Source organism: Pseudomonas sp. AP3_22 TE3818, from assembly GCF_053628995.1.
On record NZ_JBRJHL010000001.1, the window covers coordinates 4,944,056 to 4,959,831 of the forward strand.

Annotated in this window: 10 protein-coding genes; 5 read left to right on the top strand and 5 right to left on the bottom strand. The window is 56.9% G+C overall.

What is annotated here, in order from left to right; genetic code table 11:
- Nucleotides 1-63 precede the first annotated feature (63 nt).
- Together AB7M25_RS22595 and recQ are read right to left on the bottom strand one after the other, a co-directional pair.
- Nucleotides 64-498, bottom strand: coding sequence for a MarR family transcriptional regulator (locus tag AB7M25_RS22595; protein WP_007984163.1), 435 nt, complete (start codon nucleotides 496-498; stop codon nucleotides 64-66).
- A gap of 119 nt (nucleotides 499-617) precedes the next feature.
- A complete protein-coding gene (gene recQ / locus AB7M25_RS22600; RefSeq protein WP_429385749.1) occupies nucleotides 618-2,744 on the bottom strand; it encodes a DNA helicase RecQ in 2,127 nt (708 codons plus the stop codon).
- Nucleotides 2,745-3,105: 361 nt separating this feature from the next.
- On the opposite strand from recQ, the gene AB7M25_RS22605 reads away from it, so the two are divergent.
- The 4 genes from AB7M25_RS22605 to lapD all read left to right on the top strand — a co-directional run bounded on the left by AB7M25_RS22605 (nucleotide 3,106) and on the right by lapD (nucleotide 6,870).
- Nucleotides 3,106-3,693, top strand: coding sequence for a UPF0149 family protein (locus AB7M25_RS22605; RefSeq protein WP_007975277.1), 588 nt, complete (start codon nucleotides 3,106-3,108; stop codon nucleotides 3,691-3,693).
- Between the two features lie 10 nt (nucleotides 3,694-3,703).
- Nucleotides 3,704-4,099 (top strand): YbaN family protein, encoded by a 396-nt coding sequence (locus AB7M25_RS22610; protein WP_429385747.1) that lies wholly within the window; start codon nucleotides 3,704-3,706, stop codon nucleotides 4,097-4,099.
- Nucleotides 4,100-4,199: 100 nt separating this feature from the next.
- Nucleotides 4,200-4,907 carry a cysteine protease LapG gene (gene lapG, locus AB7M25_RS22615; RefSeq protein WP_258684816.1) on the top strand — a complete coding sequence of 236 codons (708 nt, stop codon included), beginning with the start codon at nucleotides 4,200-4,202 and terminating at the stop codon, nucleotides 4,905-4,907.
- Between the two features lie 22 nt (nucleotides 4,908-4,929).
- The gene (lapD, locus tag AB7M25_RS22620) at nucleotides 4,930-6,870 is read left to right on the top strand and encodes a cyclic di-GMP receptor LapD (RefSeq protein WP_454238015.1); all 1,941 of its coding nucleotides are present in this window, start codon (nucleotides 4,930-4,932) and stop codon (nucleotides 6,868-6,870) included.
- A gap of 57 nt (nucleotides 6,871-6,927) precedes the next feature.
- Here lapD and AB7M25_RS22625 read toward each other — a convergent pair whose 3' ends face one another.
- Nucleotides 6,928-7,977, bottom strand: a complete 1,050-nt coding sequence (locus AB7M25_RS22625) for a hypothetical protein (RefSeq protein WP_429560603.1) — start codon at nucleotides 7,975-7,977, stop codon at nucleotides 6,928-6,930.
- Between the two features lie 528 nt (nucleotides 7,978-8,505).
- On the opposite strand from AB7M25_RS22625, the gene AB7M25_RS22630 reads away from it, so the two are divergent.
- A complete protein-coding gene (locus AB7M25_RS22630) occupies nucleotides 8,506-11,172 on the top strand; it encodes a carboxypeptidase-like regulatory domain-containing protein (RefSeq protein ID WP_429516892.1) in 2,667 nt (888 codons plus the stop codon).
- A 95-nt stretch (nucleotides 11,173-11,267) separates the two neighbouring features.
- Here the strand turns inward: AB7M25_RS22630 and AB7M25_RS22635 are convergent, their stop codons facing one another.
- Both AB7M25_RS22635 and AB7M25_RS22640 read right to left on the bottom strand, forming a co-directional pair.
- Nucleotides 11,268-13,457, bottom strand: a complete 2,190-nt coding sequence (locus AB7M25_RS22635; protein ID WP_454238016.1) for an autotransporter outer membrane beta-barrel domain-containing protein — start codon at nucleotides 13,455-13,457, stop codon at nucleotides 11,268-11,270.
- A 295-nt stretch (nucleotides 13,458-13,752) separates the two neighbouring features.
- Entirely contained in the window at nucleotides 13,753-15,738 is a 1,986-nt protein-coding gene (locus tag AB7M25_RS22640) for a hypothetical protein (protein ID WP_429385740.1), read from the bottom strand.
- Nucleotides 15,739-15,776: the final 38 nt, after the last annotated feature.

Sequence of the window (15,776 nt, forward strand, 5' to 3'; positions counted from 1 at the left end):
TGCCGAGTAGTTCTTATAGTCTGCGCAATGCGGTCTCTCAAAAGCCTGGCCGTCGGTTATGCCTCAGGATTTTTCAAGGTTGCCCAAGATATGCCCGTGAACCCGCATGCACACCTTCAAATCCGCCTCATCGACGCCTTCGAACAGTTCGTGACGCAGTTGCGTGGCAATGGTTTCAATTTGTTCGATCAGGGGACGCGCCGGGGCGCAGAGCACGATTTTCTTCGCCCGACGGTCTTCCAGCACCGCCTGGCGTTGCACCAGACCCTGGCTTTCCAGACTGTCGAGCAAACGGGCCAGGGTCGGCCCTTCGACGCCAACGCTTTGTGCCAGCTCCCGCTGGGTCGGAGCTTCTTCGAAACGGGCCAGGTGCAGCAGCACCAGCCAGCGCGCCTGGGACAACCCCATGCCCGCCAGACGGCGGTCCAGTTCGGCACGCCAGCCACGGGACATCTGGGCCAATTGCATGCCAAAGCGGTGTTGATCGGTTAACGGCATAAAACACTCATGATTAGACTGAAATAAATAAAAACTAATTATTAGTCAGCTAAGCATGAGCCTCGATCCGAGGCAAGGCTTGATCTGCACTGAATCGTTACATCAGCACTACGGATGTCTCAAATCTCGAATTCCGATTGCAAGGCAGCGCGAACACAGTACAAAACCCCTTCCGGCACCCGGCCCGCGAACAGCGCAGCGATCTCGGAAACCGGCGGCAATTCGCCTTCGCCGTCGAGGAAGGCGTCCTGGACTTCGCCCATCAGGTCTTCAGGCAGATCCAGCGCCTGCTCCAGTGACAACTGCTGCTTGCCGATCGCTTCGGCCAGCATGGTGTAGACGTTCTTTTCCGAGCACTGCAACTGACCGGCGATCTGCACCGGTGTCATACCGGCCCGCGCCAGCGTGATCAGTTCGTGACGTACGTCGGCCACCGGTTTCGGCGCCTCGACCTGACCGCCGAGTACTTCGAGGAAGGCCTCGCCGTAACGCTCCAGCTTGCGCGCGCCGACGCCGCTGACCGTGGCCATTTGCGCCAGCGAGGTCGGCTGGCTGCGCAGCATCTCCAGCAAGGTCGAGTCGGGGAAGATGACATACGGCGGCACGCCATGTTCTTCGGCGAGCTTGCGCCGCAGGGCACGCAGGGCTTCCCACTGTTCGCGCTCCTCGCCCCGGACCAGCTGGCTCGCCTGGCTCTTGCTGCTTTTCGCTACGGTTTGCGCCTTGAGATCGCGGCGCAGTTCCAGGGTCACCTCGCCCTTGAGCAGCGGCCGGCAACTGTCGCTCAGGCGCAGGCCACCGTAGCCTTCGAGGTCGATGTCGGCCAGACCACGGGCCACCAGTTGGCGGAACAACGAGCGCCACTCGCCTTCCGCCATCGCCTTGCCCACACCAAACACCGAAAGATGCTGATGGCCGAAGTTACGGACCTTTTCGTTGTCCTTGCCCAGCAATACATCCACCAAGTGCCCGACGCCGTAGCGCTGGCCGGTGCGGTAGATCGCCGAAAGCGCCTGCCGCGCGGGCTCGGTGGCATCCCAGGTCTGCACGCCGTCAACGCAGTTGTCGCAATGACCGCAAGGCTGGGGCATGTCCTCGTCGAAGTAGGCCAGCAGCGTTTGCCGACGGCAGCGGGTTTCTTCACACAGGGAAAGCATGGCGTCGAGCTTGTGCTGCTCCAGGCGTTTGTGGCGCTCGTCGCCTTCGGAGTTCTGCAACATCTGCTTGAGCATCACCACGTCTTGCAGGCCGTAGGCCATCCAGGCGTCTGCCGGCAGGCCGTCACGACCGCCACGACCGGTTTCCTGGTAATAGGCCTCCAGGGATTTCGGCAAATCGAGATGCGCGACAAAACGCACGTTGGGCTTGTCGATGCCCATGCCGAACGCCACGGTGGCAACCATGATCAGGCCTTCTTCGTTGAGGAAGCGCTTCTGATGGTAAGCCCGCAAATCGTTGGGCAGACCGGCGTGGTACGGCAGCGCCGGAAAGCCCTGCTCGCTGAGGAACGCGGCGACTTCCTCGACTTTCTTGCGCGACAGGCAATACACGATGCCGGCATCACTGCGGCGCTCGGCGAGGAACGCCAGCAACTGCTTGCGCGGCTGTTCCTTGGGTACGATGCGATAAAAGATGTTCGGTCGGTCGAAGCTCGACAGGAAGCGCTCGGCGTCTTGCAGGTGCAGCCGGGTGACGATTTCTTCCCGGGTGCGCTTGTCGGCCGTGGCGGTCAGGGCGATGCGCGGCACGTCGGGGAACATTTCCGCCAACTGGCCCAGTTGCAGGTATTCCGGACGGAAGTCATGTCCCCATTGCGACACGCAGTGGGCTTCATCGATGGCGAACAGGGAAATGTTCAGCCCCTGCAGAAAGGACAGCATTCGCGGCTGGACCAGACGTTCCGGCGCCAGATAGAGCATTTTCACTTCGCCGCGGCGGATGCGGGCAGCGAGGTCGCGCTGCTGCTCGGCGCTGAGGGTGGAGTTCAAGGCGGCGGCGGCCACGCCCAGCTCTTCCAGGGTGGCGACCTGGTCGTCCATCAGTGCGATCAGCGGCGAGACCACCACGGCCAAGCCTTCGCGCAGCAGCGCCGGGACCTGGAAACACAATGACTTGCCGCCACCGGTAGGCATCAGGACCAGGGCATCGCCACCGCTGGCCACGCGCTCAATGATTGCACCCTGGCGGCCACGGAAACTGTCGTAGCCGAAGATGTCCTTGAGGACGCGTTGAGCCTGTTCGAGCATAAAAACTCCAAAAATCACCGAAACATCCCTGCAAGGCTGGTTCAGAACCCGCGACGCTGCACCGACAAATCGTAAGTGCGCATTGCATGACGCTTCACATTTCAGCCTTGAAGCCAGCAGGGCATCACAAAACGCGCGAGTATACCCGAGCCCCGGCAGGCATTGGGCACCGCTGATAAGACACGCAATACAATCTGTGGGAGCGGGCTTGCTCGCGAAAGCGGCTTCAAATTCAACATTTACGTTGACTGACCCACCGCTTTCGCGAGCAAGCCCGCTCCCACATTTGCCGTGCGGCTGGCCCAAGCGCTCAAGAAGGCCTAGAATTCCCGCATCGAACATTCCCCAAGGTAGTCCTTTAATGTCCTTCGCTGAGCAACTAACCCGCCTGCAAGTCTTCCTCGACGCTGATGAACTGCATGACGAGGCGCTGGACTACGTGGCCGCCCACGGCTACCTCACTGCGCTGTCGATCTGTTCCGAAGTGGTCCCGGACCGTGAATGGATCGACGCGCTGTTCGCCGAAGAGCCTCATTACAGTGGCGAAGCCCAGCGCGAAGAGATCGAAGCCACGCTGATCGGCCTCAAGGCCCACATCGCCCGTCAACTGGCCTCCGACGAGGAATTCGAGTTGCCGTGCGACCTGGACCTGGGCGACGACCCGGACGATTCCGAACTGCGCGGCTGGTGCATCGGTTTCATGGAGGGCGTGTTCCTGCGCGAAGAAGCCTGGTTTGAAACCGCCGAAGACGAAGTCAGCGAAATGCTGCTGCCGATCATGGTCGGTTCGGGCCTGTTCGACGAGCAACCGGAGTTCTCCGACATTGCCGCCGACGCCAACCTGATGGATGACATGATCGTGCAGATCCCGGAAGCCCTGACTGCGCTGTACCTGCTGTGCAACGCACCAGACGAAAAACCGGCGATTCTCAAACCCCGTCACCACTAAGGTTCTGCCTATGGACAATCCCATAGGCAACCGCCCCCTGATGTTGCGCTACGTGCTGCTGGCCATCGGCTGGCTGAGCGTAGCGTTGGGGGTCATCGGAATTTTCCTGCCGGTATTGCCCACCACCCCCTTCCTGCTGCTGGCAGCCGCCTGCTTTGCCCGCAGTTCGCCGCGCTTCTATCAATGGCTGGTCGAGCATCCGCGGCTGGGTCCGTGGATTCGCGATTACCTCGACGGCAACGGCATTCCGCTCAAGGGCAAGGTCTACGCCATCGGCCTGATGTGGGCGAGCATCCTGTTTTCCTGCTTTCTGGTGCCGCTGCCTTGGGCACGGGGGTTCATGCTGACCAGTGCGGTGCTGGTGACGATCTACATCCTCAGGCAAAAAACCCTGCGCAAATCCTGAAGTGTCCCTCGCCACAGGTGCTGTAGGCAACCCGACGACCTGCCCACCCCCTGCACAATCTCCACCTAAACTCCACGAACCTACACTCGAGCAGCCAGACATGGCCCGCAGTCTGCGTAGTCCAGGATGGCCAGCGCTCCGACTTCGGCTCGGCGGATGGTTGCTGCTGGCCGGTTTGCTACTGACCGTTTTCAGTGGCGTCCGGGCCGACTGGGATTTTGCGCAGATCCTGCAAACCGTGGAAAAACGCTACGGCCCGCTGGGACCGGCACGCAACCGGATCGAGGCGTGGAGCCAGATGCTGCAAAGTGCACGCGGTGCGCCCGAACGTGAGCAGCTCAACGCGGTGAACCGCTTCTTCAATCAGCAGTTGAATTTCCAGGACGACACGCGCATCTGGCAACAGACCGATTACTGGGCCACGCCCGTCGAAGCCCTGATCAAGGGTGCCGCCGATTGCGAAGACTACGCGCTGGCGAAGTATTTCAGCCTGCGCCGACTCGGTTTTCCCAGCGAAAAATTGCGCATCACCTACGTCAAGGCCCTGAGCCAGAACCAGGCGCACATGGTGTTGACGTTCTACAGCACCCCCACGGCCGATCCACTGGTGCTGGACAACCTGATCGGCGATATCCGCCCCGCCTCCCAACGCAAAGACTTGCTGCCGGTGTACGCCTTCAACGCCGAAGGCCTGTACCTGCCGGGCAAGAACGGCGGGCAACGCAGCAGCGACTCGAAAAAGCTGTCGCGCTGGCAGGACGTGTTGAAAAAGATGCAGAGCGAAGGGTTCGACATCGGCGACGGCTAACCGCCATGGCAAGGAGCGAGACATGACACTGCGTAAACAGTTGTTCCTGGCCATCTGCCTGTTCCTGCTGGTGGCGTTCAGCGGCAGTTTTTTTTCCAGCCTGGAAAGCTCCCGCGAGCAAACGCTCAGTCAACTGCGTGCCCATGCCCAGGACGCGGCCACCGCGCTGGGACTGTCGCTGGCGGCACAGGTCGATGACCCGGCAATGATGGAGCTGATGGTCAGTTCGATTTTCGACAGCGGCTATTTCAGCAGCATCCGCGTGATCAGGCTCAAGGATCAGCACACCCTGGTGGAGCGCAGCACACCGACACAAATCGACGGTGTGCCTGACTGGTTCGTCAACCTGGTCAACCTGCGCCCGGAAGGGGGCGACGCCTTGGTCATGCGCGGCTGGGAACAGCTGGCACGGGTCGAAGTGCTGAGCAATCCGCAATTCGCCCTGGCCAAGCTCTGGGACAGTACCCTCGGCAGCCTGATCTGGCTGCTGTTGTGCGGGCTGTTCAGTGCGGTGATTGGAGGATGGATGCTGCGCAGACAGTTCCGCCCACTCGACAGCATGGTTCGACAAGCCGAAGCCATCAGTAAACGCGAGTTTCTCAGCCTGCCCAACCTGCCACGCACACCGGAGCTGAAACGGGTAGTGCTGGCCATGAACCAGATGGTCGAAAAGCTCAAGGCTCTATTTGTCGAAGAAGCTGCGCGCAGCGAAAAACTGCGGGCCGAATCCTATCTGGACAGCCTTACCGGTCTGGCCAACCGGCGCCTGCTCGACGAACAACTGGCCGACCACTTGAGCGTGTGCGAACAGAGCCGCGATGGCCATCTGCTGATGTTGCGGATCAACGACCTGAACGGGCTTAACCAGCGACTGGGCGGCCAACGAACGGACGCGCTGATCAGCGCCGCCGGCGAACTGCTCAGGCGCCTGACTCAATTGCCGGAACGTCGCACCTGGCTGGCCGCGCGCAATCGCGGTGGTGAATTCAGCCTGCTGACTCCGGGCCTGGACGCCGAGAGCGCCGCGCGCCTGGCCGCCGATGTCAGCATCAGCCTGGAGAACCTGCGCCTGACCGGTGCCAGCGATTGCATGCCGGTCGCCCATCTGGGCGTTGTCGCCTATCGCCCCGGAGAGCCGATCGGCAACGTACTGCTGCGCCTCGATCAGGCATTGACCGAATCCCGGCAGCGCCCCGAGCGACCCTGGGTGTATCTGGGCCACCATGACACCGCGCCGAATCACTCCCAGCACGACTGGCGCACCTGGATCGACGATGCCTTGACCGAAGGCAAAATGCAGTTGTACTTCCAGCCCGTCGTGCAATGCGCCGACACCCGCCAGGTGCTGCATCACAAAGTGCTCGCACGCCTGCTCGACCCACAGGGCGAAGCGATTGCCGCCGGGCATTTCCTGCCATGGATCGAGCGTCTCGGCTGGTCGGCACGCTTCGACCTGGCCATGCTCGAAGCCACGCTGGACGACCTGGTGGTCAACCGCAGGCCCTTGGCACTGAGCCTGTACGGGAGCACCCTGCGTGACCCGGTGCAATGGCGAACAATCCTCGACCTGCTCGACTCCCTTCCGGAACTGGCGCCGCTGCTGACCCTGGAAATCGACGAGCGCCAGTTGCCCTCCCCCGAAGAACTGCAGCGTTTGAGCCACAGCCTGCTGAACACCGGTTATCGCATCGGCCTGCAACACTTCGGCGGGCGCTTCAGCCAGATCGGCAACCTCACCCAATTGGGTTTGGCGTACCTGAAAATCGATGGGGCATACATTCGCGGCATTGACGAACAGCCTGACAAGCGGCTGTTCATCGACGCGATCTTTCGTGCGACCCACAGCATTGATTTGCCGCTGATTGCGGAGCAAGTAGAAACCCAAGGGGAGTTGGAGGAGATCAGGGCACTGGGGGTATTTGGCGTCATGGGGCGTTTGATCGGACCGCCGCAGCCGATGTGAAGTATTTGGGGATGCCCCAATCAACGGAGCCATCCCCAAACGCATCAACTACATGGATTATGGCACCAGCAAACAACGAAAGCTGGTCTGTGTGGCACCAAAAACCTTTCTAATCCTCAATGCAAACTCACCACTCGTTCGCGCAGGACAGGTTATATCCCAAGTCATACTGCCGTTTGGAAAAGTGAAGCCAGGATCGCTCTTGAAGTCATTTCCATTGAGCTGTCCACCGCCTTTTTCCCAGTATAGATACATTGAATCCAGTGATGGGCTGCCCGGTTTAGCAACGACACTCAGCGTTCCTGGTGTATCGCCCTTGAACCGTGCTCCGTCAGCAGGAACATCCACGTCATTCAGCTTGATCGTGGCGTAATCCAGAAGGTTTGAGGAGAACCTGACGCAGTCCGATACGGTAAGCGGCGTCATCCCTTGACCCGAAATGATGAGATCAAAAGCTACCTCTCGGGCTTCCGTTACAGCGGTCACAGACCACTGCTGATTCGTGGTGGGCGCCATCACGAGGGGGATGCTGGTCACCGGATCGGCCCCGGGCTGTTTGGCTTGCACCTTCAACATCAGTGGAAAGCCTGCGATGGGGCTACCGGGTTTAGCCTGAAAATTGAGGGTTCTGCCTATGGCCGGCCAAAACTTTTTCGAGTCTGCAGGTATTGGTGTGACGGTGCTACCCAATGTAGCGAACCCCTCATCGGACAGGTTGGACGACAACACCCAACACGGAAAATTATGAACCTGCTCAAACTTCCGGCTAAAAAACACCAGCCTGACACGCCCGCTTATATTGTCAGGCGTCAGTGTCCACTTTGCTGTATTGCCCTCTTCCGGCACCCACTCACCGAATTCAGGCGAGGCTCTGATGACCAGCCCTTCGTCACTCACCAATCCCAGATTGATTTTAGTTCCGCTCAGCCAAGGCGCTTGGACGGTTAATTCATTTGACTGCCCGCGACGAAGTCCGATGCCTGGCGAGTTCCACGGCACGTCCTCACCATTAATGCGAAAACTTGCCAGTTCCCAGGGAGAACTTTCAGTTTTTGAAAAACCAGCTACAGCCGTCATGATGCCACCTCTTAAAATCAATGCATTCAAAAGAAGAAACACCACTTTAAAAAGACATACACACAAGCGCCACTGTCAAAAATACCAGTTACACCAGAATAAATCGCAATACAAAACATCTTTCCATACCAGTAACACCACTCATTCTCCAAAGACAATAAACACCTGGCAACTATCACAGTAGCCACCCGAAACACTTCGAGTCTTAGTTGACATCGTTTCCTTCAATAGCAAATGGAGTTCAATATCTCCAGAAAAACACCGAGCGGAAAAATGGTGAACTGAGATTGCCTGGTGGACTGCCGCCGGCCCTGTCGACCCTCCAGCACTACAGCCTTGGCTGTCATCAATAAAAATCCACCTCAAAGTCTCATCCGGGAGTTGATTGTATTCGGGACGGGAGGCAACTGATCGGGCCGCCGAAACCAATGCAGCCAATGCGTATCGACCATTGATCGGAAACCACCTCGCACCTGTTATTTATGACAGTAGGCAAGCTATCGGACTAGGTTTTAAATCACTCGGGCACATTCACTTTTCATGCCCGGAGTCATCATCATGACTGCTAAACCACCGAATACCTCAACACTTACGTCAGACACGCAGAGTGAAACAACAGAACCAGTAACCTTCGATGCAGTCCTGGACAAAGATGGTCAAACCGTTGGCCGAAACACCGCAACCTATTCCAAAACCCTGACCTTCAAGGGTACGGCCGGCCGAGATACGGATCTCGAGATTCGCCATAACATGGATCAACTCACTACGGTGACCAGCGGAGGTTCAGGAAACTGGAGCAAATTGCACACACTGTCGGACTTCAAGCGCTACAAGCTTGTCGCAATGGAGCTACAACCGGATTTTAACTACTCCACTCCGTACGAGATCGTCCTGGCGAGCGAGACGCCGATCATCGACAAAGTCATCGGCAAGGATGGCCCGATTGACGATGGCGATCCCTACACCGGTGATTCGCTGGAGTTCTCCGGCTTCGCACCTCCCGGTATGGAAGTTGAAGCGTTCAATGACGACACAACCACGGGCAAGAAAATCAACGTTAATCCTGACGGTTTTTTCAGACTCACCCTCGATGGACTCGCCGCTGGCACCTACAAGATCAAGATCAGGGCAGCCAATGGTAAAGAGTCCGATGTATTCAACTTCCGTGTCGTATCGGATGTAAAACTGATTCTCTATGAGGTCTCCGATTCCCAGAGGGTGATCCCTGAAGACGGCTCCACCTACGACGAAATGGTTACGGTCCGCGGCAATGCCTGGCCCGGCGAACAGGTGCAGCTGCTCAATTACGACACCCTTATCGACGGAGCAACAGGGACCGCTCGGGAGGAAGACGGACTCTGGGAAATCGAACTTGAGGTGTCCGGCTTCAATGAGTACCGCCTTAGAGCCAAGGCGCTTTATGGCGAGGGTGAAATTTCCGAGCCGCCCTATCCCTTTTCCGTAAAGGAGGACGTCAAGCTGAGCCTGGATGAAGTCGTCGGCTCCAAGGGGCCGATCCCTGACGGCGACACTACCTACGATAAAAAGGTAAAGATCTACGGCTATGCCAGGCCCGGCAGACGTGTGCAATTGCGCAATCATGACAAGCCCATCGGCGAAGCAATCACACCCACCGACGAGGAGACCGGATACTGGGAAATCGAACTTGAGGTGTCCGCCCCCAATGAGTACCGCCTTACCGTCGAGGCGCTTTATGGCAATGGCGAGATTTCCACCCCGGCCCGCACCTTTCACGTGGCGCTGGACGTCAAGCTGAGCCTGGACGACGTCCGCGAATCCGAAGACGGCCCCCCTGTCGATGAAGGTGGGACCACCGACAAGAGTCCGTTGTTCATCACGGGACATGCTCTGCCCGGTGAGAGCATTCAGCTACTCAATAGCGACGTCCCGATAAAAGACGCCATCGCAACTGCCGATCTCGTCGATGGCGTCTGGAAATTTCTGCTCGATGTGACAGACGGTGACTACAGCCTGACCGCTCGGGCGGAATATGGCGACAACGAAACCACCAATCCGCCTCGCACCTTTACGGTGGAATCCATCATCCAGCCGCACAATACCCGTGTATTCGATTCGGACGGCCTGATCGAGGACAACGGTACAACCCCATACAACTATGTAATTGTCAGGGGTGATGCGGCGCCGCTAGCGGCGATCAAGCTACAGATCAACGGAGTCACCGACCTGACGCCAGAACCGACCGACGATACGGGCAAATGGGCCAAACTCGTTCAAGATCTGATTTACGGAACCACTTATCAATTCATTGCGGTGGCAGACTATGGTGACAATGCCGAGTCAAATCCTTGGACGATTAATCCCGAAGCGCCCACCATCGTGCCGATCCTTGATGAAGTGACTGACCCTGAGGGTAACAAAGTCGGAGGAAGTGGAGGTGGAACCACACTTCATACGAAACTGACTTTTACTGGCCAAGCCAAACCACATGGAACAGTCGAGATACTGAATGGTACCTCCCGTCTCGGTGAAGCCACGGCCGATGAAAAGGGTGACTTCCGAAAAGTTATTCTCGGATTACCTGAAACTGCCTACAACATCAAAATCAGGGGCCTGTACACCGGTAACCCGGAAAGCACTCAACACTGGACGTTCACCATTGAACAGGCAGTCAGGCCAACTATCAGGCGCATTTTTGACTCCACAAACGATATTGACCCGGACGGTTACACATACGAAACGACCGTGACTGTCGAAGGCCAAGCCCACAGACTGCAGAAAGTGCAAATATTTGACGGCGACGACTTTTTGCGTGAGGTGTCGGTCGAAGGCAATAATACTTTTAAAGCTGAACTTGGCGGATTGCGCTTTAAAAACTACGACCTGAGAATCAAACCGCTATACGGCAGCGACCTACCGTACTCTGCTGTTCATCGTTTCAGCATCATTACAAAAGGTGAATTATCCATCGACAATGTTACCGACCCCAATGGAATTGAAATTCCAGATGGAGGAAGTGTATCTGAAAACAAAGCGTTTACTTTCAACGGCCGCGGGGCCCCGCCAAACACCTATGTCAGCCTGTACCGTGACAACGATATTTTTGCGGGTAGAAAATTGGCTGAAGAAGATGGGACATTTCATGTAAACACTGGCTCGCATCCACTCGGAGGCCCTTACAAGTTTTACCTGAAAGGTGTGGATGGCCGGGCTTCGCGAGACTGGTACATTCGTATATCACGTTAATAAGCTGTGACTCGCAAACCAGATTGTAAAAGCAGTATCTGAAAAACGAAAAAAACCGCTTAACGCGGTTTTTTTCATTCCTTTATACCAGGCCATCAAAACCCGTAGCTCACCCCCAGCCTCATCGACCATGGCTGCTCGTAGTTTTTCCCTTTGCCGTAGTCGAGGTCCGCACTCAGCCGTACATTAGATCGCAGGGAAAAAGCCACTCCGCCACCCACCTCAACACCACTGCCCGACAAATCGCTGTTCAGTTCGTTGCCGTTGACATGCACGTTGTCATTGTTGGCAAACTCATGAACCATCGCGACCCGCCCGTATGGCTGCACGACGGTACCGCCGCCCAGCTTGAAGTCACGACCGGCAGCGACACCCAGCTTGGCGCGCAACGAACGTGTCCGGTCGCCGTCGGCGTCCATGCCATTGTCCAGGTCATAGCTCGCGCCCTCGATGACTGCCGCCGACAACTGGGCGGAAGGTTTGACCCGCCAGTCATCCTCCAGCCGGATGTTGCGGCCGACTTCCACCAGGGCGCTGACCGCCGAGTTGCTGTAGTCGCCTTTGGCGCGGGTTCCGTCGCTCAAGCGGACTTTCGAGTCGTTGCGGAAATGGTTGAATTTCAGCGCGCCTTCGACGTAGTAGCCGGTGTCCGGAGCCTGCCAGCCAACGTACGGACCGGCGTAGAAGCTATCGACCGTTGCGCTGCTTCCGCCTTTTAGATCAATGTCCGACTGGCTGTAACCGGCCAGCACCCCGACGCTCCACGGACCATCGCCCAGACGGGTGTCGGCGCCCATGGAAACACCCTGTTGCCGCTGTTGATAGGCCACGCCCGCGCCCTCGCCAACGTTGTACTTGTTGCCGTAAGGTCGTACCCAAACGCCATGCAACTTGCCGTCCGACTGCAAGTCACCCATGCGGTTTTCCAGTGATTTCAGCTCGCCATAGGAAATGGTCGTCGCGGTGCGGAACAGCGCCATCGCTGTCTGGGCACCGGAGCTGACCGTTTTGGTGGCGGGGTCGAGGAACCACTCTGTACCACCGCTGCCATCGGTGGCACTCGCCAGATCATAGGACCAGGTGCCCAGATCCACCCGCCCGCCGACCAGCGAAAACTGTGCAGTGCCACTGGCGGTGCGCACCAGTGCCAATGGTTGCGTGGCCACCGCATCCGTGCCGGAAGCCGCGACTTCCAGGCCGAATTGACCATTGGCTGCGCCGGTCACATTGAGAAAATCACCGGCACCGGTAGAGAAATCGCCCTTCATGGCAAACGTGCCGGTGCCATCGAGGGTTCCCACGTTCAGTTGACGAAATGCGCCCCCGGCATCACCGAAATCGACCCGGCCGCCATCCATGCTCAGGCTGCCGATGGTGTCATTGCCGGTCATGGTCCAGTTCGACTGGCTGAGGGTGACGCCCGTGACGTTATCCAGGCGACCGGTGAACTGCGAACCGTTTTGCAGGGTGACATTGGCGGTAGAACCGTCCTCGACCACCACGTCACCAATCATCTGACCTCGATCAAACGTCAGGTTGGCGGTGCTGGCGTCAGTGACTTGCACGTTGCCTTGCAAGGCGCTGCCGGCCACTCTCATGGCGGCCGTCGATGCCCCCAGCACTTCCAGCAGGTTGCCGTTACCGCCCGCCAGCGTGGAACCGTTCAACACTTCGATACTGGCGTCGACACCGTCGTCCACTTGAATCGCCGGCCCATCGCGGCCCACGACGCTTGAGTCGTCCAGCACCAGCGACGCAGTGCCAACGAGCGGATCCGTTTCAAATCGCACGCCTGCGGCTTCACCGCTGATTCGCGTATCGGCGGATGCGGTGACGGAGCCTCCCGCCACAATCAGGCCAAAGCTGCCTGCGTCCGTTCCGGTGACTTCGGAGTTGATCAGCGCGAGGGTACTGAAACCTGTCACCGCGGCACCAGCGGTGGCACCACTGAAAATGCTGTTGGCTGCAGTCACCGTCGACCCTGAGGTTCCTCGGGCCGTGCGATTGACCAGCAACGCAATGGTGTCGCTGCTGACCGTCGCCCGATCAATGGTTGCGCGGCTGGTATTGATGGTTATCCCCGCCTGACCCGGATTGCCGGTGACGGTCGCGCCATTGATGTTCAGGGTAGAACCGGTCTGGACATTGACACTTCGGGTGGTCGCATCAGTCATCTTCAGCGTGCTGTTGCTTTTCACCGAATAGCTGTCAGGTGCAGCCGTTGAATCGATATCCAGGGTGGATCCGTTGTCGACGATCACGGCAGCGAACGCTGTCGAACTCATCAAAAAAAATGCCGGCACTAATGCCAGCATCCCATTGGAAGCTGAAACAAAAGTTCGGCGTAACGTTACGTTGTCAGTTGTCATGCTCATGTCCTGTTGATCAATCCGTCCTCACCGAATGAAACCAACTGGAGGACTATGAAGGGGGGCGCAAGATAGCGTTACTTCCTACAAAAAAATGTAGGATTAATCTCCAATCGCACTTGCAAAACCCTCATTACCTAAACTGACTTTCAACACAGTGGATAACGTAATGAAAAACGAGAGGCGCCTAAGCGCCTCTCGTTTTTTTCGATCATGAAATACGGCAGAAATCCCCCCCCGGGAGCTCCATGCCCACCCGGAACAACCGAGCATCGGACGTTGTGTCATGCCCCTCCTGAACGGCACTGCACACGATGTCACACCAACCGTTCTTGATTTTTTGGAAGACGTGATAAGTGAAAAATACGCTAAAACCTGCCGCGGCTTCTGCCTCGTTCGGCGTTTTTGTCACGGTATCCACAGCTTCTGGCAACCTCAGGCCCGGCACATTTTTGCCATTCTCATCCTGTGTGTTTTCGTACCCCTTAACGTGAAAGATAACGAGGGTGTCTTTTAGATTTGCCTTTGCCGGAAACTTGACTTCAACGGCCATCGTGCCCAGATCCGCATTGTGTTTTAAAGATCCGCAATACAACTCCGGGCCATCGCCAGCATCGCCAGTAATGGCAAAATCAGGCTGTGGCAGGGGAATCTCGTTAACATAAACCTCGACGTGTTGCGTTCTCGAGCGCGCCACCGTGGCATTTTGATCATGACTGACAAAATATTCGGCACGTATTTGCGTATTGTTTGGGGTGGCCTTGATATAAGCAGCGGGGATTTTAAACTTCAGAACTGTAGTGTCGGTTTCGCTGCCGTCCAGTTCGACAACACCACCATCGGCTTCATCGACTTCTGCTCCGTGATAAATAAGCTGTACAACATCGCCTTTTTTGTGTCCTTTATAGATATTGACGTATGCGTTCGCGCCCAGTTCTCCATCCAGCTTGGTCAGGTAGTTTGGCCGTAACACATCTACGCCCTGAACCGTTATCAGCGGCAACTTCGGATCAGGCGAGCCAGGTAAACCGGGATTATCGGGATCGGGCTGTTCGCCCGGCTTTCTCAGGTCGATCTTCAGTTTACGGCTATGGGGTACAGTCGGATAGAGCTTGTTGCCGCGCCTTATTTGCCATTCAAAATCAACATCCTTCGGACCATCGTTATCATTGTAAAGATACCGATAAGTCAATGTATGGGAAAACGGAACAGCACTCACATCAGGTTCCAATGGCGGCGTTTGGTGATCAACCACCAACCGCCATTTATCATTAGGCTTGAAATTCAAATAGTCGAGCATGGCGCTCACTGGCCGGCGTGCATCCTCGAACAAAATGATGTTGTCATCATCATGCAGCGCAACGGTCACCACCTCTCCAGCCGGGGCAGGGAATAGTGCCACATCAACTTTAAGTTTCGGCGAAGCAGAACTTTTGTTTCCCTTGCGATCAGTCACATAGACAAATAACTCGATTTCTCCTTCGTCTATCCCGATCAAGGATTTAGTCAGTTTTCTTGTGTTCAACGGATCCGAAAGGTTCAGGCGCTCAATGCGCTCGATGAGCGTCGCCTGATCGTCCGGTTTCCCGACTTCCTTGAACATGAACTCAACGACGTCTCCGATTTTTGCAACGGCGTAGGTCGGCAAGTATCCCACCAGGACATGGTCGACTTTTTCCTCGTCAAAGTACTCGGCCGTAATGCCCTCGGCTTTGATCCTGGCAGGAACAATGGCCTCGGTGGCAGGAGCAGGGGGAGTAGTGTCTACCCGGATGTCCAACAGCGGATCCGAATCGTCTTCGTTCAGTCGATAGAAAACACGATACCCCACCGTGTGCTCACCCTCAGTGGCCGTATTGCCTGCCGGCACCGTCAGAGTTTGTTCGAACCACGCATCATCTAACGGCGTAATCCCGGTCAGTGTGACCCCTACCGGGTCGTCATTAAACAGTGCTTGTACGGTGATATTTGAGCCTTCCGGATAGAGTGACACTGGAATCCGTGGGATCTTCAGCTTCATCTCAAGACCTTGATCCCTGGAATGAAGTTGATTACCCGGGTCATCGGCCGTTGCTGGTAGCAATACGATCGTTTCCAGTGTGGGCGTTCCCAATTTATCCAGAGGACCATTACGCGTTTTTTTCCTGTAACTGAGCAGTCTTTTTTCTTTGCTTGACAGCTTTTCAGGGACGGTCATTTCAAAGCTCCTTTCAGTGTTGGGCCTTCAGCCCACGT